This window comes from Micromonospora matsumotoense (assembly GCF_050951065.1).
Classification (GTDB): domain Bacteria; phylum Actinomycetota; class Actinomycetes; order Mycobacteriales; family Micromonosporaceae; genus Micromonospora; species Micromonospora matsumotoensis.
Window position 1 is genome coordinate 3318008 of sequence record NZ_CP192025.1, and the last position, 20856, is coordinate 3338863.

Below are 20856 nucleotides of genomic sequence, written 5' to 3' on the forward strand. Positions count from 1 at the left end.
GCTCACAGCATCGGACAAGCTTCCCCTTATATCAAGGGGGTATTCTTCTGCGTGTCCTATGCGTAAGGTTCGCAGGTGGTCCTATCGAAGGTCGCTGAGGAGTCGTCATGAGTGCTAAGCCGGCAGGAGCGCGTAAGGGGCCGAGGGCCATGTTGTCGTCGCCGACCGTGCAGGCGTGGGAGCTGGGCATCCGGCTACGCGAGCGCCGGGAGGAGTTGGGCATGACGGCGGTGGCCGCCGGCCGGGCGAGCGGCATCACCCAGGCGTACGTCTCCGGGGTCGAGGCTGGTCGGGTCAAGCTACCGGCGGATCGGCTGGCCCAACTCGTCAAGATCTACGAGCTCGACCCGGCCGAGGCTGCCGAGCTGGAGGAGTTGCGGGTCGCTGCCATGCGGCGGGCCTGGTGGCACCAGTACTCCCAGCTCTTTCCGGCCGAGTTCCTCCGCTTCCTCGGCTACGAGGCCGGCGCGGAACAGATCCGCAGCTATCACAACGAGTTGCTACACGGGCTGTTGCAGACCGAGGAGTACGCCCGTGCAGTCATCCGGGGCGGCAACACCTATGTCCGGTTGACCGAGATGGAACGGCGGGTTGGCGTCCGGATGGCCCGGCAGGGCCGGCTGACGACCGCGCCGCAGCTTCGTTTGAGCACGGTGATCGCCGAGGGTGCGTTGCGTCAGCAGGTCGGCGGGCCGGCGGTGATGCGGGCACAACTCGAACACCTCGCCACCTTGATGACGAAGAGGCCCGAACATATCGGCATTCGGGTCATGCCCTTCAGTGCCGGGGCACATCCCGCGCTCGGTGGGCCGTTTCAGATCCTGTCCTTCCCGTCAGCCCGGCTGCCCGAGCTGGTCTGGCAGGAGGTGCTGACCTCCAGCGACATCATCGACCAGTCCAGCCGGGTCGCCGACTACGTCGTGACCTTCGCCGAGGCGCAGGAGCGGGCGCTAAACTCGGAGGACTCGCTGGCCCTGATCCGGCGGATCGCCGAGGAGATGACGTGATCACCCCAAGCCGTGACTGGTTCAAGTCGTCCCGCAGCTCTGACAACGCGGCCTGCGTCGAGGTGCGGCTCGGCGGGGGTGAGGTGGCCGTCCGCGATTCCAAGGATCGTCACGGTCCCACCCTCGCCTTCACCGGTGGTGCCTGGGCCGGTTTCACCCGGGCGATCAGGTCGGGTGCGGCTCCGCGCCGCTGACCGGGATTTGCCGTAGGCCCAGCCAGTCGGGACGTCAGCCGGCGAGTTGACCGAGCCCGGGCGGGGCCGGCTACCTGACGCCGGCTGGCCCAGATCGTCGAGGCGGCCGAGTTGCAGGAGTTGCGGGCCGGAGCGGCCCGACGCGGCTGGTGGCATGAGTACTCGCAGCTCTTCCCGGCGGAGTTCCTCCGCTTCCTCGGCTACGAGGCCGGGGCCGACCACATCCGCAGCTTCCACCCGGAGGCGATCCACGGCCTGTTGCAGACCGAGGCGTACGCCCGCGCGGTGATCCGGGGCGGCACCACCACGATCCGACTGACCGAGGTGGACCGGCGAGTCTCCGTCCGGATGGCCCGGCAGGCCCGGCTCGACGGCGCGCACCCGCTGCGGATCAGCGCGGTGCTCAGCGAGGGCGCGCTGCGGCAGCAGGTCGGCGGCCCGGCGGTGATGCGTGCCCAGCTCGACCATCTCGTCCGGCTGGCCACCGAGCGCCCCGAGCAGATCGAGATGGAGAACCTGACCTCCGTCGACATCATCGACCAGTCCGTCCGGGTGACCGACTACGTGGTCACCTTCGCCGAGACCCGGGAACTGGCGTTAGGCTCGGACGACTCGGTCGAGCTGATCCGCCGGATCGCCAAGGAGATGATGTGACCCTTCCGCAGCGTGACTGGTTCAAGTCGTCCCGCAGCTCCGACAACGCCAACTGCGTCGAGGTGCGGTTCGTCGGCGCCGAGGTGGGCGTCCGCGACTCCAAGGACCGCAGCGGCCCCACCCTCGCCTTCGCCGCTGCCTCCTGGGCCAGCTTCACTCAGGTGCTCAGGCTGCCCGAGGTCCCGCGTTCCTGACCGGCGCGGCTGGTCATCGTCGGGGATGCCCCGCACCGTCGACAGCGCCGTCGTGGCTCACCTCGACGCCACCGCGCAGCAGTCCGAGGAGCCTTGGGCGGTGTGCCATGTTCGCGGGTCCTGGGCGGCGCAGGGGTGCCGGCGTTCGGCACGTGGTGCCATAATCGTGACGGTGCCCGTGGTCGTCGCCACCGGGCCCGGGGGCGCCTCCGCACCGCGCGGACGGCGGGGATCGACCCCCGGAGGCCATCGTGGACACCATCCCCCTCGCCGACCTCGTCGACCTGCTCGACGGCCTGCTGCAACTGGGCGCCGCAGCGCTCAGCCTCGCCGCCGCCGTCGTGGTGGCCCGCGCCGGCCGCCGCTCTGGCCGACAGCGTGACGACTGACCCGGGGCCTGCTGATCGACTCAGTGGGGCCGATACTGCGGTGTCCAACCCGCCCGGACACCGCTGTATCGGCCCCATGGCGAACCAGTCGCCCGAACCAGCGGCGTGGGACGCGCTGTCGTCGTCGGCATTGACACATCTCGTGGTCCACTTCATCGTCGGGGGAACCGTCTCCGCGTCGAAGGGTTGCCCGATGGTCGACACCGCGCACACGTACGTCATCGTCGGAGCCGGGCCCGCCGGCCTCCAGCTGAGTTACTACCTCCAGCAGCAGGGCGCCGACTACCTGACGCTCGAACGTGGTGCGGAGCCGGGCGGCTTCTTCCGGCGGTTCCCGCGCCACCGTCGCCTGATCTCGCTCAACAAGGTGCACACCGACAGCACCGATCCCGAGATCCGGTTGCGGTGGGACTGGAACTCGCTGCTCAACGACGATCCGGAGCTGCTGTTTCCGAAGTTCAGCGAGGAGTACCTGCCGGCCGCCGACGACCTGGTGAGTTATCTCGCCGAGTTCCAACGGGTCCACCAGCTCCGGGTCCGCTACGGCACCACCGTGGAGCAGATCAGCCGCGACGACGACGGGTTCGTCGTCCGCACCGACCGCGGGGTCGTACGGGCGCGCAGCCTGATCGTGGCGACCGGCTGGGGCCGGCCGTTCGTGCCGGAGATCAAGGGCATCGAGCACGCCACCGGGTACGAGGAGATGGACGTCGACCCGGCCAGGTACGCGGGCAAGCGGGTCCTGATAATCGGTAAGGGCAACTCCGCGTTCGAGACCGCCTCGGCCATCCTCGGCAAGGCGTCGATGGTGCACCTGGCCAGCCGGCAGCCGCTGCGGCTGGCCTGGAACACCAAGCACCCCGGTGACGTCCGGGGCCAGTACGGCGCGATCCTCGACAGCTACCAGTTCAAGACGCTGCACTCGGTGCTCGACTGCACCATCGACGAGATCCGGCCGGTCGACGGGCGGTTCCGGGTCTCCATCACCTACACCCACGCCCAGGGGGAGACCGCCGAGCTGGATTACCACGAGGTGCTGCGCTGCACCGGCTTCCGGATGGACACCTCCCTGTTCGACGCCTCCTGTGCTCCGGAGATGGTGCGGGACGGCCGGATGCCCGGTCTGCGCCCCGACTGGCAGTCGAGCAACGTCGACGACCTGTACTTCGCCGGCACCATCGCCCAGGCGCGGGACGTGAAGCACGCCTCGTCGCCGTTCATCGACGGTTTCCGGTACAACCTGCGTACCTTCACCCGGATGCTGCGGGAGCGCTACGACGACGTGCCGATGCCCGTCGCCACCGCACCGGGCGAGCCGGCGTCGCTGACCAAGGTGATGCTCGACCGGGTCAACTGGAGCTCGGCGCTGTGGACCCAGTTCGAGTACCTCTGTGACGTGTTCGTCCGCGACGACGCCACCGGCGACTTCCGGCACTACGAGGACCTGCCGGAGGACTACGCCGTCGCGCGGTTCGCCGAGGAGTCCCACTACTACACCCTCGCCCTGCGCTGGGGCCGCGACGACTACGGCGACGTCTTCGCCATCGACCGGCACCCGACGCCGGACCGGGCCCGGGAGAGTGCCTTCATCCACCCGGTGATCCGGCGGTACCGCCACGGGGAGCTGGTGGCCGAGCAGCACCTGCTGGAGGATCTGCTGGCCGAGTGGCGGCGGCCGGACCGGCACGTCGAGCCGCTGGTCGAGTTCCTGACCGGGGACCTCACTGGCGGATCATGACCTCGTCGAGCGGTTTGCGGGCCAGGTCGGGGACCCGGGCGTCCGGCGCCGGGTACCCGACCGGCAGCACCAGGTTGGCGCGTTCCTCCGGCGGGCGCTCGCACACCTCGTTGAGGAACCGCATCGGGCTGGGCGTGTGGGTCAGCGTGACCAGTCCCGCGTGGTGCAACGCGGAGATCAGCAGGCCGACCGCGATGCCCACGGACTCCTTGACGTAGTAGGGCTTGGGGCTGTGCGGCCCCTGGTGCACCTCGAACACGACGATGACGGCGGGCGCGGTCTCCAGGAACGGCTTCTCCCAGTCGGTGCCGAGCTGGGCGATCGCCCCCAGCCACTCCTGCGGCGCGCGACGCTGGTAGAAGTCGCGTTCCTCGGCCTCGGCCGCCTCCCGTAGCCGGCGCCTGCGGGCCGGGTCGGTCAGCACGACGAACCGCCACGGCTGCACGTTGGCCCCGCTGGGGGCGGTCGACGCGGCCCGGACCGCCGCCTCGATCACCCCCTCGGGTATCGGGTCGGGGGCGAAGTCGCGTACCGAACGGCGGCCGGCCATCCGGTCGGCGAACGCCTCCGCCGCACGCACCATGTCCGCCGCCGGTCGGCGTTCGTGTCGGATCGGGACCGTGGGTAGCAGGACCGTGTCGGCCATCTGTCGCCTCCCTGGGAGAACCGGGCCGCCGGGCACCACGCGGCGGCGTTCCACAGTGGACGCGTAACCCGCGGGTCGGCTGCTCCCAGCATTTCCGAGGCGGGGTGGTTCGTCGTTACGCCAGTGTGCTTTCTTGCCCATCGGGCACGTCCGGAGCGGTCGCGGTGACGAGGGCGGCGACCACGTCGGTGAGCCGGCCACGGGCTGCCGCCGCCGCCCGCTGCCGGGTCGCCCCGTCGCCGTCGGCGGCCAGCCCGGCCAGCCACCGGGCGATCCGGGGGCCGTCGCCGGTCTCCTCCAGCGCCGGCCGGGCCAGCTCCACCAGCCGCGCCGCGAGGACCCCGGCGGGCAGCAGCAGGCCGGTGCCCACCTCGACGCCGTGGCCGCCCATCCCGTCCCGGGCGGCCCGCCAGTACGCCAGCCGCATGAGGTCGGGGTCGGTGCGGGGTCCCTCGTCGCCCCGGTCGACGGCCGCCGTGGCGACCATCGCCAGGGCCCGGACCAGGGCGGCGAACCCGGCGGACTCGGCCGCGGTGATCGGCATGTCGGCGACCCGCACCTCCAGGGTGGGGTGGTGCGCCGACAGCCGCAGGTCCCAGAAGATCGTCCCGGAGTCGACCAGCGCGCCCGCGTCGAGCAGCAGGTCGATGTGGGCGTCGTACTGCTGGGCCGAGGTCAGGTAGGGCGGCGGGCCGGCCACCGGCCAGCGCTGCCAGGTGAGGCTGCGCCAACTCGCGTAGCCGGTGTCGCGTTCACGCCAGTAGGGCGAGTTGGCGGTGAGCGCCAGCAACACCGGCAGGTGCGGGCGCAGGTGGTTGCCGACCAGCACGGCCCGGTCCCGGTCCGGCTGCTCCACGTGTACGTGCACCGCACAGATCGCCAGGTCGTCGTGCAACCCCCGGTAGGTGGCGTTGCCCCGGTCCTGGCGCGGCCCCTTGGTGATCGGCGGCGGCACGGCCCGGCCACGTACCGGGGAGCCGGTGGCGATCACCCGCAGCCCGGCCCGGCCCGCCGCCGCCTGCAGCGCCGCCCGGGCCTCGACGAGTTGCGCGTCGATGTCCGCCACGGCGTGGCAGGGGTCGGTGCGGGTCTCGATCTGGAGCTCGGTGATCTCGCCACCCACCCGGCCGCCGAGCGCCGGACGGGCCAGGTCGACCACCGTGGCGGCCGCCGGCATGACCTCGCCCCGCTCGGCGTCGACCACGAGGAACTCCTCCTCGACGCCGAGCAGGGGAATGGACGACCCCGACCGCTGTGCCGTAGTCATGCGCGCGTCCGACCCCTCGCCGTCGGTCGCTCGCCGACAGGGAGCAGCCTACGGCCCGTTCGGCCGCGCCGTCATCAACGCCACTCCACCGTGGACAGCTGGTCGACCAGTCCGGCCAGCAGGGCCGTTCGCTCCGGCATCCGGTCGAGCTGGACGTACTCGTCCCGGGCGTGCGCCCCACCACCCACCGCGCCCAGCCCGTCCAGCGTCGGCACCCCCAACGCGGCGGTGAAGTTGCCGTCGGACGCGCCCGCCGCATGTGCCCCGCCCAGGGTCGGCATGCCGAGCTGGCCGGCGACCGACCGGGCCATCTCCAGCAGCGGCCGGGCCAGTTCCGGGGTCATCGGGTGACGGCCGATGTTGCCCTCCACCGCCAGTGTCGCCTCGGGCAGGAACGGCACCAGTTCGTGGATGGCCCGGTCGACGCGTTCGAGTTCGGCGCTGGTCCACGCCCGCACGTCGACCGCCAGGCTGGCCAGCTCCGGCACCGTGTTGGTGGTGGTGCCGGCCGCCAGCAGCGTCGGGGTGACCGACGTGCCGGAGCTGTGCCCCGTGCCGAGGGCGCGCAGCGTGAGGATCTGGTGGGCGACCTCGACGGTGGCGTTCACCCCCCGCTGGGGTTCCACCCCGGCATGGGCGGCCCGGCCCTGCACGATGACCCGGTACACCGAGCCACCCTTGCGGGCCACCTTCACCTCCCCCTGCGGGGTGGCCGCCTCGCAGACCAGCACCGCGTCCGAGCGCCGCGCCTGGCGCTCGATCAGCGGCCGGGACGTGCCGGAACCGGTCTCCTCGTCGCAGGTGAGCAGCACGCCGACCGCGGAGGTGTCCGCCAGCAGGCCCAGCGCGGTGAACATCTGCACGATCCCGGCCTTCATGTCGCACACCCCGGGACCCGTCGCGATGTCCCCGCGAACGGTGAAGGGCCGGGACCGGACGGTGCCGATCGGGAAGACCGTGTCGAAGTGGCCGAGCAGCAGCACCCGTTGCCGGGCCGCCGGCCACAGCAGGTGCGGCAGGCCGTCGACGACGACCCGTTCGGCGGGCCGGCCGAGCACCTCCTCCCCCCAGCGGGCGAGCAGGTCGGCGCAGGACTCCAGGTGTGGCAGGTCGCCCGGGGCCGACTCGGCGGAGACCAGGGTGCCCAGCCGCTCCACCATGTCGGGGCGGAGTTTCGTCGCGGCATCGAGCAGATCGCGCGGATGGTCCATCGAGCCCTCCAACTTCGCGGACAGTGACGGGCCTGGCCAGGCGACCCATCCACCATCGCAGCGCCGCCCGACGACGGTCATCCGTTGGCGTGCTCACCGTCCACGGCGTCGGCCAGCCGGGCCGCCCGGCCGTACAGGTAACGCTGGCGGGGGAGGCTCATCGACCGGCGGGCCGCGTGCGCGTACGCGGTCCGGGCCTCGGCGACCCTGCCGCAGCGCTCCAGCAGGTGGGCGCGGGCGGCGTGCCGTCGGGGGTCGTCGCCGATCCGGGGATCGGCGGCCAGCGCGTCGAGCAGGCGCAGCCCGTCGACGGGACCCCGGGCCATCGCCACCGCCACCGCGTGGTTGAGCGCCACCACCGGGTTGTCCGAGATCCGCATCAGCACCTCGTAGAGGGCCACGATCTGCGCCCAGTCGGTCTCCCCGGCGCTCGGTGCCTCGTCGTGCACCGCCGCGATCGCCGCCTGGAGCTGGTACGGCCCGACCTCCCCGCGCGGCAGCACCGCGCTGATCAGGGCCACCCCCTCGGTGATCTGACCGGCCCGCCACAGGTGACGATCCTGCTCCGCCATCGGCACCAGCTCACCCTCCGGACCGACCCGGGCCGGGCCGCGGGCGTCGGTGAGCAGCATCAACGCCAGCAACCCGGTCACCTCCGGGTCGTCCGGGAGCAGCCGGTGCAGCATCCGGGCCAGCCGGATCGCCTCGGTGGACAGGTCCACCCGGCGCAGGTGCGGGCCGGTGGTGCTGGCGTACCCCTCGTTGAAGATCAGGTAGAGCACCTGCCGGACCGCGTCGAGCCGGGCCCGGCGCGCGGCGGCGTCGGGCAACGCGAACGGCAGCCCGCTGTCCCGGATGCGCTGCTTGGCGCGGGTGATCCGCCGGGTCATGGTGGCCTCGGGCACCAGGAACGCCCGCGCCACCTCACCGGTGCTCAGCCCGCCGACGGCCCGCAGGGTCAACGCGATCTGGGCGGCCGGCGGCAGCGCCGGGTGACAGCAGAGGAACAGCAGGACCAGGCTGTCGTCGCCCGGGTCCCGGTGGTCGGCCGCCGGGGCGAGCCACCGGTCGGCCGGTAGTGCCCGGCCCTCGTCGCCCTCCCGGCGGCGGCGGGCCTGCTCGCTGCGGAGCAGGTCGGTCAGGCGGCGGGCGGCCACGGTGATCAACCAGCCCCGGGGGTGCTCCGGCAGCCCTTCGACCGGCCAGCGCGTCGCGGCGGCCAGCAGCGCCTCCTGGACGGCGTCCTCGGCGGTGTCGAAGTGGCCGTACCGGCGGACGACCGCGCCGAGGACCTGCGGCGCGAGCACGCGCAGCAGGTCCTCGACGGTGGGCGGGCCCATGGCGACCGGGTCAGCCGTCCAGGTCGTCGATGCCGTCGGCGACCGGCCGCACGTCGACGTACCCGCCCTCGGCGTCCGGGTCGACGAACCGGGCGGCGATCTCGGTGGCCCGGTCGAAGCTGACACAGTCGACGACGGTGAACCCGGCCAGCACCTCCTGCGTCTCCGGGTACGGCCCGTCGGTGACCACCGGCGTGCCCTGCCGCAGCCGCACCCGGCGGGCGTGCACCGGCGCGGTCAGCCCCTGCCCGTCGACCAGCTCGCCGGACTCGGCCAGTTCCTGGTGCACCGCCGCCATGTGGGCGTGCATCGCGGCGACCTGCTCGGGCGACATCGGTGGCCGCGCACCGGGGCGGCCGGCCATCGCGTCGTAGTCGTGCTGCGAGCCGTACAACATGATCAGGTATTTCATGGTCTCGCCTCCTCTCGCCGGCCGTGGCCCGGCCGGACAGCAGAGACGTCGGGGCCGCCGGACCGATCCGGACAACAGCACCGAGGCTAATCGCGCCGGCCGGGCAGGGGACCGTCCGGTGGGCGGCGACCACCTGTCGTGGTCCCATGAGGACGATGTGGGTGGTGCTCGGGGCGGCGGCACTGGTGACGGTGGGCACGGTCGGCTGGGTCGCCTGGCGCGACCGGGCCCGCGCCGCCGGGGCCGAGGACCACGCCGCCGGGCGGGACGCCCAGGCCAGACAGCATCGGTACGAGGGGAGCGACCCTTCGCCCAGGGTGACCCGATCCGTCGGGGCCAGGAGCACCACTGAGCGTCCGACCCGGGTCGACCCGGCTTGCCCATGGTCAACGGGACGCCGGCCGGGCATGATCGTTCCACGGCCGGGGTACCACCGACCGCAGGACCGGGACGCCTGGGAGGCACACGGTGACGGCAGGCTCGCAACGCCGCTCGCACGGACCGCTGGTCGCCGCGTTGACGGCGCTGGTGGTGGCGGTCGGCTGCGCGGCCGGCGGGGTGGGGGAGAGCGGCCCACAGGCACCCCGGGAACCGGCACCGCAGCAGTCGTCGCGCCCCGCGGCCCCGGCCTCGCCCGAGGCGGAGACCACCCGCGCCGACGGCACCACCAGCGTGGCCGAGTTCAAGAGCGACATCGCCGACGCCGTCACGATCGCCGAGCGGTACTGGGCCGCCCAGTTCCGGGCCTCCGGTCAACAGTTCCGGCCGATCCGTCAGATTCTGCCCTACCAGCGGGAGGGCGAGATCTCCTGCGGCGGTCAGGCGCTGCCCCGCAACAACGCGGTCTACTGCTCCCAGGGCGACTTCATCGCCTACGACGTCAACTGGTCGGTGGCGGCGTTCCGGCAGGTCGGTGACGCGTTCGTGTTCTATCTGCTGGGCCACGAGTACGCCCACGGCATCCAGATCCGGCTCGGCATCCGTGCCGACTTCACCATCCAGCAGGAGTTGCAGGCCGACTGCATGGCCGGGGCGTACCTCGGCGGCTCGGTCCGCGACGGCACCCTGAAACTCGACGCCGGCGACCTGGACGAGTTCCGCGAAGGACTGCTCGCCGTCGGCGACGACCCCGACCAGCCGTGGTTCGCCGAGGGGTCGCACGGCACCGCCGAACAGCGCACCGACTGGTTCTTCCGCGGCTACGAGAAGTCCCTGGACGCCTGCAACCTGGGCTGAGGATCAGGTCACGTCCGGGCGGTACGGCGACGGGCGGTCCGGGCCGGGCTGGCAGGATCGCCCGGAGACCACCCGTGACCGCCAGGAGGACCCACTGAGCAGCCCACACCCCGCCGCCGTGCTCTTCGACATGGACGGCACCCTGGTCGACAGCGAGAAGCTCTGGGACGTCGCCCTGCACGAGTTGGCCGCCGAGTACGGTGGCACGCTGACCGACCCGGCCCGGCGCGCGATGATCGGCACCGCGATGGCCGCGTCGATGCGCATCCTCCACGACGACCTCGGTCAACCCGGGCGGGACCCACAGGCCAGCGCCGAGTGGATCAACGCGCGGATCCTGGAGCTGTTCCGCACCGGGCTGCGCTGGCGGCCGGGCGCGTTGACGCTGCTGCGGGCGGTCCGCGCCGCCGGCATCCCCACCGCGCTGGTCACCTCCAGCGGCCGGCCCCTGGTCGAGGTGGCGCTGGACACCCTCGGCCGGGACAGCTTCGACGCCGTGGTCTGCGGGGACGAGGTGGACTCGGCCAAACCGCACCCCGAGCCCTACCTGACCGCCGCCCGGCTGCTGGGCGTGCCGATCGGCCGGTGCGTGGCGATCGAGGACTCGCCGACCGGGGTGGCCAGCGCGCTCGCCGCCGGTGCGGCGGTGCTGGCCGTACCGGCGGAGGTGCCGCTGCCGCCGACCGACGGCGTACACCAGGTGGAGAGCCTGACCTCGGCGGACCTGGAGCTGTTGGCGGCGCTGCTCGGCGAGCCACCCGCCTGAGTCGCCGCGACCGACCGGCCGTGACCGGCGGTGTGGACGGTCCGGGCAGCCACGACGAAGGGGGCTCCGCCGACCGGCGGAACCCCCTCGCGGTGTGCGGGATCAGTCGTGCGCGATGGCGCCCAGCACGTTGATCCGGGCCGCCCGCACCGCCGGGAGCACCGCCGCCACCACGCCGATGATGGCCGCCAGCAGCAGGAACAACCCCATCTGGCCCCACGGCAGGATCAGGTCGGTGATGCCCTCGTCCTTGAGCGCCCGGACCACCGCCGCGCCCAGGCCGACACCGACGACGATCCCGAGCAACGCCCCGAAGATCGAGATCACCACCGCCTCGACGGTGATCATCCGCATGGTCTGCGCCCGGCGCAGCCCGATCGCCCGCAGCAGACCCAACTCGCGGGTCCGCTCCAGCACCGACAGGGCCAGCGTGTTGACGATGCCGAGCACCGCGATCACGATGGCCAGCGCCAACAGGATCTGGATCATCGTGAGCAGGCTGTCCAACGAGCCGGTCTGCTGCGCGATGAACGCGTCCCGGTCGGCCACCGACACCTCGGGGCTGTCGGCCAGCAGCGTCTCCAACTGCGGCTGTACGTCCGCCACCCGCGCCCCCGGCGCCAGCTGGATGAACCCCTGGTTGGGCTTGGGGATGGCGAAGTCCTTCACCGCCTGCGGCGGCAACTGCACCGGGCTGGTCAGCTCGGAACTCTCGTAGATGCCACTGACCGTGTAGGTGCGCGGCTCGCCCCGGGAGGCCTGCACGGTCACCGTCGAGCCGACCGACACGTTGCGGGACTTGGCGGTGTCCGAGCTGAACAACATCTGGTCCGGGCCGAGCCGGCTGATGTCACCGGCGGTGGCCTTGGCCCCGAAGATCCGCTGCAACGCGGTCACGTCGCTCGACGCGGCCAACCAGGTGACCTTGCCGTCGACCATGCCCATGTCGCCGTACTCGCCGTCGGCCAGCTGCACACCCGGCAGCGCCGCCGCCTTCTCCAGCACCGCCGGGTCGAAGCTCGCCGGACGCGGACCGGTCGACGCCCCCGAGATCACCAGCTCGGCCTTGATGTTGTCCCGGGCCAGCGCGCCGATGCTGCCCTTCGCCGAATCCAGGATCACCGTCACCCCGGTCACCAGGGCGATGCCGACCATCAGCGCCGCCGCGGTGATCGCCGTCCGGCGCGGGTTGCGGCCGGAGTTGAGCCGGCCCAACTTGCCCGGCACCGACCAGGCGAAGATCGCCCCCAGCAGGGACACCACCGGTCGACTGATCAGCGGGGTCAGCAGCGCCACCCCGATGAAGGCGAACAGCACCCCACCCAGGATGACGGCCAGCGCGCTGCCCCCGGCGGTGCCGCTGAGCCCGAGGAACAACAGCACCGCGCCGATCCCGGTGATCACCCCACCGGTCACGGTCACCCTGGTCAACGGCCGATCCGGATTGGCCACGTCCTGCATCGCCGCGATGGGCGGGATGCGCGCCGCCCGCAGCGCCGGCAGCAGGGCCGCCACCACCGTGATCACCAGGCCGACCGCGAACGAACCGATCACCGCCGAGGCCGGCACCCCGATCCCGGCCAGCGTCAGCCCACCGGCCAGGTTGCCGAAGACGTACGCCAGCAGCGCGCCGATGCCGATGCCGGCGCCCAGCCCCAGCACCGAGGCGATCAGGCCGATCGCCACCGCCTCCAGCACCACCGAACCGATGATCTGCCGGCCGCTGGCGCCGATCGCCCGCATCAACGCCAGCTCCCGGGTCCGCTGGGCCACGATGATCGAGAAGGTGTTGAGGATGAGGAAGGTGCCCACCAGCAGCGCGACGGCGGCGAAACCGAGCAGGATCTTGTTGAAGAAGGACAGGCCCTCCTTCAGGCTCGCCGAGGCGTCCGCCGACAGTTGCGCGCCGGTCTTGACCTCGAAGCCGTCGCCGAGCGTCCGGGCCACGTCGTCACGCAACCTGGTGTCGCTGACCCCGTCGGCCGCCCGGACCGTGATGTTGGTGAAGACGTCCCGCTCGCCGAGCAGCAACCGCTGCGCCACCGGCGTGGTGAAGGCGATCTCGTTGACCCCGCCGATCGAGTCCCGGTCACCGCTGTAACCGAAGACCCCCACCAGGGTGAAGGTCTGCTTCGGCGCCAGCGGGGTCTGCACCCCGACCCGGTCGCCGACCTTCACCTTCCCCGCCTGCGCCAGCGCCGCGTTGACGACGATCTCGTCGTCCGCTCCGGGTGCCCGGCCCTCCCGCAGCTTCACCAGGTCACTCTCGCCCTGCCAGTTCGACCCGAGCTGCGGCGGCCCGAACGAGGTGACCACCTTGCCGTTGCTGCCGATCAGCTGGGCCCCGTCGGTGGTGACCACGCCGGTGGCCTCGGCGACCCCGGCGACCGCGTCGACCCGCTGCACCGTCGCCGCCGGCACCGTGGTCGGCACCGGCTCACCCTGCATCTCGCTGAGCGCCACCTTGGGCTTGCCGGCGACGTTGACGTCGATGCCCTCGTAGGCGTCGGCGAAGACCGCGTCGAACGACCGGCCCAGGGTGTCGGTGAGCACGAACGCCCCCGAGACGAACATGACGCCCAGCACCACGGCCAGGCCGGACAGCAGCAGGCGCACCTTGCGCGCCAGCAGACTCTTGAGGGTGGCCCGCAACATCAGCCGGCCACCTCGACCGGGGTGTCCAGCTTCTTCATGGTGTCCAGCACCGTGTCGGCGGTCGGCTCGATCAGCTCCGAGACGATCTGCCCGTCGGCGAGGAAGACCACCCGATCGGCGTACGCGGCGGCGGTCGGGTCGTGGGTGACCATCACGATGGTCTGCCCGTGCTCACGTACCGAGTTGCGCAGGAAGTTGAGCACCTCCGCACCGGAACGGGAGTCCAGGTTGCCGGTCGGCTCGTCGGCGAAGATCACCTCGGGCCGGGCGACCAGCGCCCGCGCGCAGGCGACCCGCTGCTGCTGACCCCCGGAGAGCTGCGAGGGCCGGTGCCCCAGCCGGTCCCGCAGGCCCACCGTGTCGATCACCGTGTCGTACCAGGCCGGGTCGGGCTTGCGGCCGGCGATCGACATCGGCAGCAGGATGTTCTCCTGGGCGGTGAGCGTGGGCAGCAGGTTGAACTGCTGGAAGATGAAGCCCACCTTGTCCCGGCGCAGCTTCGTCAGGCCCGAGTCACCCAGCCCGGTCACCGTGGTGTCGCCGATCTGCACGGTGCCCTTGCTCACCGAGTCCAACCCGGCCAGGCAGTGCATCAACGTCGACTTGCCCGAGCCCGACGGGCCCATGATCGCGGTGAATCTGCCCCGCTCGAACTCGGCGCTGACCCCGCGTAGCGCGGCGACCTGCGCCTCACCGGTGCCGTACACCTTCCACACGTCGTTCGCCCGGGCCGCGGCCTGCGAGTGCCGGCCTACCGTCGCGGTCACGTCATCTACCTCTTCCGTCTGGCTGTGTTGCCCCACCGCCCCCGCTGGTCGGTGGGGTCGATCTCATCCTCGGTGCCGGTCGGCGGAGATCCGTCCGACCACGGGGTGACCCGAGGCGGATTTCCCGCTGCGGGTCGGCCCGGAGACCGGCTCAGGGTTGCCCCTGAGTCGACGACCGGTCACTGTTCGTGCCGCCGCCCACGGCGGTGTCGATGCTAGAACCTGACGCCGTGTCATGGTCAACCGCGCCACGTCGTCTTTCGTCACGGTAGGTGAGCGAGGCAACGCTGCCGTCGGCCTCCCGGCCTCACCCTGGGTACGCCCTGAGGGGGACCCGCCGTCAGTTGGCTACGCCTTGGGGCGGACCAGCCCCGACTCGTACGCCAGCACCACCGCCTGCACCCGGTCCCGCAGCCGCAGCTTGGTCAGCACGTGCCCGACATGGGTCTTGATTGTCGTCTCGCTGACCGACAGCGCGGCGGCGATCTCCGCATTGGACAGCCCCCGGGCCACCTGGACGAGCACCTCACGCTCCCGCTCGGTCAACGTGCCCAACGCCTTCGGTGGGGTCGCTGCCGGGTCCGGCAACACGGTGGCGAACCGGTCCAGCAGCCGCTTGAGGATGCGCGGCGCCACCACCGCCTCCCCGGCGGCCACCGTCCGGATGGCGGTGACCAGGTCCTCCGCCGGCACGTCCTTGGCCAGGAAACCGCTCGCCCCGGCCCGCAACGCCCCCACCACGTACTCGTCGAGGTCGAAGGTGGTGAGGATGAGCACCCGGACCGGCAGCCGGGCGTCGACGATCGCCCGGGTCGCGGCCACCCCGTCCATCCGGGGCATCCGGATGTCCATCAGCACCACGTCGGGCAGCAGCCGGCGGGACAGCTCCACCGCCTCCTGACCGTCCCCGGCCTCGGCCACGATGTCCAGGTCGTCCTCGGTGCCCAACACCATCCGGAACCCGGTACGCAGCAACGGCTGATCGTCGGCGAGCAGAATCCGCACCGGCCGCCCCGGTGTGCGCGAGGGGCCCCGCGTCCCGTCCCCCGTGAAGGAAGGGGGGCTGCCGTGCGTCTGGCCCATCTGCTCTCCCCGTTCTGCCGTCATGTCGGGACCACCCCGACCGGTTCCACCGGGATTCGCGCGTACACCCGGAAGCCGCCACCGGGGCGTGGCCCGGTGTGCAGGATCCCACCGTAGAGGCCGACCCGTTCCCGCATACCGACCAACCCGTGCCCGATCCGGTCGGGCGCCGGGCCGGGACCCCGCCCGGTGTCGGTGACCACCACGGTCAGACAGCCGTCCGCCACCCCCAGCCGGACCGTCGCGGTGGCCCGCCCGGCGTGCTTGAGCGCGTTGGTCAACGCCTCCTGCACGATCCGGTACACGGTCAGCGAGATGCCCTCCTCGACCGCCGGCACCGGGTCCGCGACCTCCAGGATGACCGGCAACCCCGCCTCGCGTACCTGTTCGGCCAGCGCGGCGATGCCGGCCAGACCGGGCTGCGGGGTGAGGTCGGCGGCCGGCTCCGCGTCGGTACGCAGCACGTCGAGCAGCCGCCGCAGCTCCCGCAGGGTGACTCGGCTGGTGTCCTCGATCGTGGCGATCGCCTCGTCGGCGGCGGCCAGGTCCCGGCGCAGCACCCGCCGTGCCCCGGTGGCCAGCACCCCCATCACGCTGACGTGGTGGGCGACCACGTCGTGCAACTCCCGGGCGATCCGCCGCCGCTCGTCGGCCACCGCCTGCTCGGCCAGCGACCGTTGGTTCTCCTCGGCCACCCGGGCCCGTTCCCGCAGCGCCCGCAGCGAGGTGCGCCGGGCCCGCACCGCCCGACCCACCGCGTAGGCGAGCAACGCGGTGAGCAGGTTGTTGAGCACCAGGTACGCCGGGCCGACGTCGAGCCCGGTGTCCAGCGGGGTGAGCACGTTGAGCGCCGCCACCGGCGCCCAGAGCAGCACCGTGGCGGCGACCGCCGGGAGCACCTGCCGGTCGACCGCCATCGAGTAGGTCAGCACCAGGAACGTCAGGCTCTGCGTGGTCGGGGCGTGCCCGAGCAGCGCCGGCACGGCCAGGGTGGCCAACGCCGCTCCCACCGCCGGCCACGGGGCGACCCGACGCAGCACCACCGGCACCGCGCACAGCACGCTCCAGCCCAGCACGAACGGCAGCTGTCGGGGCCAGAACTCGCGCGGGGTGAGCAGGGTGAAAGCGACCTCCAGCACCACCAGCGCGACGGCGAAGAGGGCGTCACCGGCCAACGGCCGGCGCACCCACCACCGCTCGCCTCCCTCGGTCATACCGCGACGCTAGCCGCCCACCGGGCCGTCCGGTCGTCGCCGACGGTGAACCTCGCCTCCTCCTCGCGGATGAGCGCCTCTCCGCCCACCGGGCGGTCCGGCGGGCGCTACTCGTCGGCGCCCGGGGTGGCCGGCCGGGACCGGGCGTCGCGCAACGGATCGGCCGCCCCGGCCCGCTGCGGGAACGGCGGCGGGGTGCCGCCGAAGGTCGGGCAGTGCGCCTGGTGGTTGCACCAGTCGCAGAGCCGACTCGGCCGGGGTCGGAAATCCTGCCGTGCGGTGGCCTGCTCGATGGCCTGCCAGAGCGCCACCACGGTGCGCTCGAACCGCAGCAGCTCCTCGGCGTCGGGGGAGTAGTCGCAGACCTCGGCGTCCTTGAGATAGAGCAGGCGCAGCACCCGGGGCACCACCCCCCGGGTGCGCCACAGCACCAGCGCGTAGAACTTCAGCTGGAACAGCGCCCGCGCCTCGAACGCCTCCCTCGGCGCCCCGCCGGTCTTGTAGTCGACCACCCGCAGCGCCCCGTCGGGGGCCACGTCGAGCCGGTCGAGATAACCCCGGATGAGCAACTCGTCGTCGACCACCGCGGAGATCAGGCTCTCCCGCTCGGCGGGCTCCAGCCGACGCGGGTCCTCCACCGCGAAGTAGCCATCCAACAGCGCCGCCGCCGACCGGAGGAACTCGGCGGTGCCGGTCTCGTCGCCCGGGTCGAACAGGCCGGCCAGCTCGGGCTGCTCGGTGACCAGCCGGTCCCACTGCGGGACGACCAGGTCACCGGCGGCATCGGGGGTGCGCCCACCCGCCGGCAGGTCGAACAACCGCTCCAGCACCGCGTGCACCAGGGTGCCCCGGGCCTGCTCGACGCTGGGCCGCTCGGGCAGCCGGTCGATGCTGCGGAACCGGTAGAGCAGCGGGCAGGTCTTGAAGTCGGCGGCCCGTGACGGCGACAGCGAAGCCCGGACCGTGGCGGGCAGCGCCGCCGGAGGATGCTGCTGGTCGATCACCGGTTCCGCCGTCATGCCCCGAAGGTTAGGACACGGGTGTGACAGGGCCGCGCTCGCCGCACCGGGCATGATCGAATCGGCGCGTAGCATCGTGGCGGTGGAGTCCCGTCCCCGTGCGCCGCGCCGGCCCCGCCGGCGTACCGGCCTGACCGTCGGCCGGGTGTTCGGGGTGCCGCTGCACCTCAACATGTCGATGCTGCTGCTGACCCTGCTGGTGACCGTCACCTACGCCGAGTTCGCCCGGGACCGCCTCGGGCTGTCCCCGCTCGGCGGTTACCTGATCGGTCTCGGCTTCGTGGTGTCGCTGCTCGGGTCGGTCCTGCTGCACGAACTGGGGCACGCGCTGACCGCCCGGCGGTACGGCATCGGTGTGCGCGGGATCACCCTGGAACTGCTCGGTGGCTACACCGAGATGGACCGGGACGCCCCCAACCCCCGGGTGGAGCTGCTGGTCGCCCTGGCCGGCCCGGCCGTCTCGGCGCTGCTCGGCGGGATCGCGGTGGCCGCCACGCTGGCCACCCCCGACCACACCCTGGCCCACCAGCTCGCGCTGCAACTGGCGTTGAGCAACGTCATCGTGGCCGTGTTCAACGTGCTGCCCGGCCTGCCCCTGGACGGCGGCCGGGCGCTGCGCGCCGTGCTGTGGCGGCTCACCCGGGACCGGCACCGGGCCACCGAGGTCGCCGGTTGGGTCGGTCGGGCCGTCGCGGTGGGCACCGCCGGGCTGGTCGTGCTGCTCACCGTGCAGCGGGTCCTGGTGCCGCTGGCGTTACCGCTGATGCTGCTGGTCGCGGTCACCCTGTGGCGGGGCGCCGGCCAGTCGATCCGGTACGCCCGGATCAGTCGCCGGGTGCCGCTGGCCGACCTGGGCCGGCTGGCCCGCCCGGTCTTCGCCGTACCCACCGGCACGCCGCTGGCCGAGGCGCAGCGCCGGCACGCCGCGCAGGGCCCGCCCGGGTCCGCCGTCCTGGTGGTCGACGGTGCCGGCCGGCCGGTCGCCCTGGTCGACCCGGCGGCGGCGGACGCCGTACCGGTGGATCGTCGACCCTGGCTGGGGGTGGACGCGGTGGCCCGACCGCTGGCCGCGCTGCCGACCCTGCCGCTCGGTCTCGACGGCGAGCGGCTGATGGCGGCCGTCCAGGCCCACCCGGGCGCGCGGTACGTGGTGACGGCAGGCGAAGATGTGGTCGGCGTTCTGCACATCGCGGATCTCGCCCAGGTCCTCGAACCCACACGGAAGATGAACAGGTGACCGCAGCACATCCCCCCGTACTCCCGGCCCGCAACGGCACCCCGACGCCCACCGCCACCGCGGAGCTCCCCCCGGTGCACCGGGGGCCGTTCCGCCCCGGTGACCGGGTGCAGCTGACCGACCCCAAGGGGAGGATGCACACCGTCACCCTGGAGCCCGGCAAGGAGTTCCACACCCACCGGGGCATCCTGGCGCACGACGCGCTGATCGGGCAGCCCGACGGCAGCGTGGTCAGCACCGCCGGCGGCGGGACGGCGTTCCTGGCCCTGCGTCCGCTGCTGTCGGACTACGTGCTGTCGATGCCGCGCGGCGCCCAGGTGATCTATCCGAAGGACTCGGCGCAGATCGTCGCGATGGGTGACATCTTCCCCGGTGCCAAGGTGCTGGAGGCCGGCGCCGGCTCCGGGGCGCTGAGCTGTTCGCTGCTGCGTGCCGTCGGCACCGGCGGCGAGCTGCACTCCTACGAGATGCGCGACGACTTCGCGCAGATCGCCCGGCGCAACGTGGAGGCGTTCTTCGGCGCGCCGCACCCCGCCTGGCGGCTGCACGTCGGCGACGTCGCCGACTGCCCGGAGAACGGGTTCGACCGGATCATCCTGGACATGCTCACCCCGTGGGAGACCCTCGACATGGTCGAGCGGGCGCTGCTGCCCGGTGGCGTGTTCATCGGCTACGTGGCGACCACCCCGCAGCTGTCCGAGCTGGTCGAGGCGCTGCGCGAGCGGGGCGGCTGGACCGAGCCGCGGGCCTGGGAGTCGATGGTGCGGGACTGGCACGCCGAGGGGCTCGCCGTCCGACCCGACCACCGGATGATCGCGCACACCGCGTTCCTGGTGTCCGCGCGTAAGCTCGCTCCGGGCGTCACCGCGCCGCCGCGCCGCCGCAAGCCCAGCAAGGGCGCCGAGGCCTACGCCGAGCGCAAGCAGGCGCTGCGCGAGGCGGCGGCGGCCCGGGAGGCGGCAGCGCAGGCCGCCACCACGTCGTCCGTCGGGGCCGACGAGGTGGACCGGCCGTGACGGCGGATCGGAGCAGCTGGGCGTGAACGGGCAGAACCCGACGGCCGGTGCGGGCCGACGGTGCGACCTGGGGGAGTGGGCATGAGTCGGCCGGGTTTCGGCGGCGGTGAACTGCCGGCCGTGTTCCCGGACTGGTCGCCGTACCAGGATCTGGAGTCGGCGGCGCGCGCCTACCTGCGCGACCCGGACATCGCCCTGGAGGCGCTCGGCGGGGTGCTGCGCGGTGCCTCGGTGCTCGGCTTCACCCTGGAACGCTTCGTCAACGAGGTCAACGGGGTGTGGCAGGAGGTCGTCGTCTGTGACGGCAGCCGGCTGGTGCTCTGGCACGGCGAGGACGTGCCGCCGGGGGAGGGTCCGCCCGGCTCGATGACCTCGTCGCTGCGGGTGGTGCCGGTCTCCACGGTCACCGAGGTCGGGTGCCGACGCCGGCTGACCCGGGCCGACAACGGCGAGGTACGGGTCGACAGCATCGACGTCTACCTGCTGCTCACCTCGCTGGACGAGGCCCCGCCCGGTGACGAGATGGTCGGTGCGCCCCGGCACGACGCGCTGCGCTTCGGCAAGACCCTCGACGACGGCGGGGCCGGTCAGATCGCCCGGCTGGAGGAGTTCGCCCGGCTGGTCGCCTCGGTGGTCGGCCGCCCGCTGCTCTGACCCGCCGACGGGGCGTGGACGGTGGCGGCCGTCGCCCACGCCCGTCGATCCGTCACGGGACGGGCCGGTGCCGGAGCGCCGGCTCCCGGAGGGGCTTCTCCTGTCGTGCCGTCCTGTGCCGCGGTGGGTCGGCTTTCGGACTGTCGCTGCCGGCGGT

The 20856-nt window shown here is 72.7% G+C and carries 21 protein-coding genes; 11 read left to right on the forward strand and 10 right to left on the reverse strand.

All coding sequences use genetic code 11. The features are described 5' to 3' along the window. Positions 1–107: 107 nt before the first annotated feature. The 6 genes from ACQP1S_RS14575 (at position 108) to ACQP1S_RS14600 (ending at position 4176) form a co-directional block, all read left to right on the forward strand. Positions 108–1007 carry a helix-turn-helix domain-containing protein gene (locus ACQP1S_RS14575; protein ID WP_432907053.1) on the forward strand — a complete coding sequence of 300 codons (900 nt, stop codon included), beginning with the start codon at positions 108–110 and terminating at the stop codon, positions 1005–1007. Next, positions 1004–1201, forward strand: a complete 198-nt coding sequence (locus ACQP1S_RS14580) for a DUF397 domain-containing protein (protein ID WP_432907055.1) — start codon at positions 1004–1006, stop codon at positions 1199–1201. The genes ACQP1S_RS14575 and ACQP1S_RS14580 overlap by 4 nt, the downstream gene beginning before the upstream one ends. A 111-nt stretch (positions 1202–1312) precedes the next feature. Beyond that, positions 1313–1855 carry a DUF5753 domain-containing protein gene (locus ACQP1S_RS14585; protein ID WP_432907057.1) on the forward strand — a complete coding sequence of 181 codons (543 nt, stop codon included), beginning with the start codon at positions 1313–1315 and terminating at the stop codon, positions 1853–1855. After that, the gene (locus ACQP1S_RS14590) at positions 1852–2049 is read left to right on the forward strand and encodes a DUF397 domain-containing protein (RefSeq protein ID WP_432907058.1); all 198 of its coding nucleotides are present in this window, start codon (positions 1852–1854) and stop codon (positions 2047–2049) included. Before ACQP1S_RS14585 ends, ACQP1S_RS14590 begins: the two co-directional genes overlap by 4 nt. Positions 2050–2300: 251 nt before the next feature. Next, entirely contained in the window at positions 2301–2438 is a 138-nt protein-coding gene (locus ACQP1S_RS14595; protein ID WP_176738838.1) for a hypothetical protein, read from the forward strand. Between the two features lie 193 nt (positions 2439–2631). Further along, a complete protein-coding gene (locus ACQP1S_RS14600; RefSeq protein ID WP_432907060.1) occupies positions 2632–4176 on the forward strand; it encodes an NAD(P)-binding domain-containing protein in 1545 nt (514 codons plus the stop codon). Here ACQP1S_RS14600 and ACQP1S_RS14605 read toward each other — a convergent pair. From ACQP1S_RS14605 to ACQP1S_RS14625, 5 genes are all read right to left on the reverse strand, one after another. Next, positions 4160–4759, reverse strand: a complete 600-nt coding sequence (locus ACQP1S_RS14605; RefSeq protein ID WP_432908035.1) for a nitroreductase family protein — start codon at positions 4757–4759, stop codon at positions 4160–4162. The genes ACQP1S_RS14600 and ACQP1S_RS14605 overlap by 17 nt on opposite strands. Positions 4760–4937: 178 nt before the next feature. Then, on the reverse strand, positions 4938–6089 hold the full coding sequence (locus tag ACQP1S_RS14610; protein WP_091239644.1) for a carboxylate-amine ligase: 1152 nt from the start codon (positions 6087–6089) through the stop codon (positions 4938–4940). 74 nt (positions 6090–6163) lie between these two features. After that, a complete protein-coding gene (locus ACQP1S_RS14615; RefSeq protein ID WP_432907061.1) occupies positions 6164–7300 on the reverse strand; it encodes a M20 family metallopeptidase in 1137 nt (378 codons plus the stop codon). 77 nt (positions 7301–7377) lie between these two features. Next, complete coding sequence (locus tag ACQP1S_RS14620; RefSeq protein ID WP_432907063.1) at positions 7378–8640, reverse strand: RNA polymerase sigma factor; 1263 nt, start codon at positions 8638–8640, stop codon at positions 7378–7380. Positions 8641–8650: 10 nt separating this feature from the next. After that, positions 8651–9052: a YciI family protein gene (locus ACQP1S_RS14625; protein ID WP_091239655.1), complete on the reverse strand. Its 402-nt coding sequence runs from the start codon at positions 9050–9052 to the stop codon at positions 8651–8653. Between the two features lie 468 nt (positions 9053–9520). On the opposite strand from ACQP1S_RS14625, the gene ACQP1S_RS14630 reads away from it, so the two are divergent. Together ACQP1S_RS14630 and ACQP1S_RS14635 are read left to right on the forward strand one after the other, a co-directional pair. Then, positions 9521–10288, forward strand: coding sequence for a neutral zinc metallopeptidase (locus ACQP1S_RS14630; protein WP_432907065.1), 768 nt, complete (start codon positions 9521–9523; stop codon positions 10286–10288). A gap of 118 nt (positions 10289–10406) precedes the next feature. After that, on the forward strand, positions 10407–11054 hold the full coding sequence (locus ACQP1S_RS14635) for an HAD family hydrolase (protein ID WP_432907067.1): 648 nt from the start codon (positions 10407–10409) through the stop codon (positions 11052–11054). Between the two features lie 102 nt (positions 11055–11156). On the opposite strand, the gene ACQP1S_RS14640 is transcribed toward ACQP1S_RS14635, so the two are convergent. The 5 genes from ACQP1S_RS14640 to ACQP1S_RS14660 form a co-directional block, all read right to left on the reverse strand. After that, the gene (locus ACQP1S_RS14640; RefSeq protein ID WP_432907069.1) at positions 11157–13709 is read right to left on the reverse strand and encodes an ABC transporter permease; all 2553 of its coding nucleotides are present in this window, start codon (positions 13707–13709) and stop codon (positions 11157–11159) included. After that, the gene (locus ACQP1S_RS14645; RefSeq protein WP_091239666.1) at positions 13709–14476 is read right to left on the reverse strand and encodes an ABC transporter ATP-binding protein; all 768 of its coding nucleotides are present in this window, start codon (positions 14474–14476) and stop codon (positions 13709–13711) included. The genes ACQP1S_RS14640 and ACQP1S_RS14645 overlap by 1 nt, the downstream gene beginning before the upstream one ends. A gap of 348 nt (positions 14477–14824) precedes the next feature. Continuing rightward, complete coding sequence (locus tag ACQP1S_RS14650; RefSeq protein ID WP_245722344.1) at positions 14825–15430, reverse strand: response regulator transcription factor; 606 nt, start codon at positions 15428–15430, stop codon at positions 14825–14827. A 149-nt stretch (positions 15431–15579) separates the two neighbouring features. Next, positions 15580–16773 carry a sensor histidine kinase gene (locus tag ACQP1S_RS14655; RefSeq protein ID WP_432907070.1) on the reverse strand — a complete coding sequence of 398 codons (1194 nt, stop codon included), beginning with the start codon at positions 16771–16773 and terminating at the stop codon, positions 15580–15582. A 107-nt stretch (positions 16774–16880) separates the two neighbouring features. Beyond that, positions 16881–17792, reverse strand: coding sequence for a RecB family exonuclease (locus ACQP1S_RS14660; protein ID WP_432907071.1), 912 nt, complete (start codon positions 17790–17792; stop codon positions 16881–16883). An 82-nt stretch (positions 17793–17874) separates the two neighbouring features. Here ACQP1S_RS14660 and ACQP1S_RS14665 point away from each other — a divergent pair, with 82 nt between their 5' ends. The 3 genes from ACQP1S_RS14665 (at position 17875) to ACQP1S_RS14675 (ending at position 20699) form a co-directional block, all read left to right on the forward strand. Further along, positions 17875–19029 (forward strand): site-2 protease family protein, encoded by a 1155-nt coding sequence (locus ACQP1S_RS14665; protein WP_432907073.1) that lies wholly within the window; start codon positions 17875–17877, stop codon positions 19027–19029. A gap of 74 nt (positions 19030–19103) precedes the next feature. After that, on the forward strand, positions 19104–20045 hold the full coding sequence (locus tag ACQP1S_RS14670; protein ID WP_432908039.1) for a tRNA (adenine-N1)-methyltransferase: 942 nt from the start codon (positions 19104–19106) through the stop codon (positions 20043–20045). 81 nt (positions 20046–20126) lie between these two features. Beyond that, a complete protein-coding gene (locus ACQP1S_RS14675) occupies positions 20127–20699 on the forward strand; it encodes a hypothetical protein (protein WP_091239677.1) in 573 nt (190 codons plus the stop codon). Positions 20700–20856: the final 157 nt, after the last annotated feature.

Coding starts and splice junctions, on each gene's coding strand:
- ACQP1S_RS14675 (WP_091239677.1), top strand. CDS start 20,127: ATGAGTCGGCCGGGTTTCGGCGGCGGTGAACTGCCGGCCGTGTTCCCG.
- ACQP1S_RS14615 (WP_432907061.1), bottom strand. CDS start 7,300: ATGGACCATCCGCGCGATCTGCTCGATGCCGCGACGAAACTCCGCCCC.
- ACQP1S_RS14620 (WP_432907063.1), bottom strand. CDS start 8,640: ATGGGCCCGCCCACCGTCGAGGACCTGCTGCGCGTGCTCGCGCCGCAG.
- ACQP1S_RS14600 (WP_432907060.1), top strand. CDS start 2,632: ATGGTCGACACCGCGCACACGTACGTCATCGTCGGAGCCGGGCCCGCC.
- ACQP1S_RS14625 (WP_091239655.1), bottom strand. CDS start 9,052: ATGAAATACCTGATCATGTTGTACGGCTCGCAGCACGACTACGACGCG.
- ACQP1S_RS14655 (WP_432907070.1), bottom strand. CDS start 16,773: ATGACCGAGGGAGGCGAGCGGTGGTGGGTGCGCCGGCCGTTGGCCGGT.
- ACQP1S_RS14640 (WP_432907069.1), bottom strand. CDS start 13,709: ATGTTGCGGGCCACCCTCAAGAGTCTGCTGGCGCGCAAGGTGCGCCTG.
- ACQP1S_RS14610 (WP_091239644.1), bottom strand. CDS start 6,089: ATGACTACGGCACAGCGGTCGGGGTCGTCCATTCCCCTGCTCGGCGTC.
- ACQP1S_RS14575 (WP_432907053.1), top strand. CDS start 108: ATGAGTGCTAAGCCGGCAGGAGCGCGTAAGGGGCCGAGGGCCATGTTG.
- ACQP1S_RS14605 (WP_432908035.1), bottom strand. CDS start 4,759: ATGGTGCGTGCGGCGGAGGCGTTCGCCGACCGGATGGCCGGCCGCCGT.
- ACQP1S_RS14650 (WP_245722344.1), bottom strand. CDS start 15,430: ATGGTGTTGGGCACCGAGGACGACCTGGACATCGTGGCCGAGGCCGGG.
- ACQP1S_RS14660 (WP_432907071.1), bottom strand. CDS start 17,792: ATGACGGCGGAACCGGTGATCGACCAGCAGCATCCTCCGGCGGCGCTG.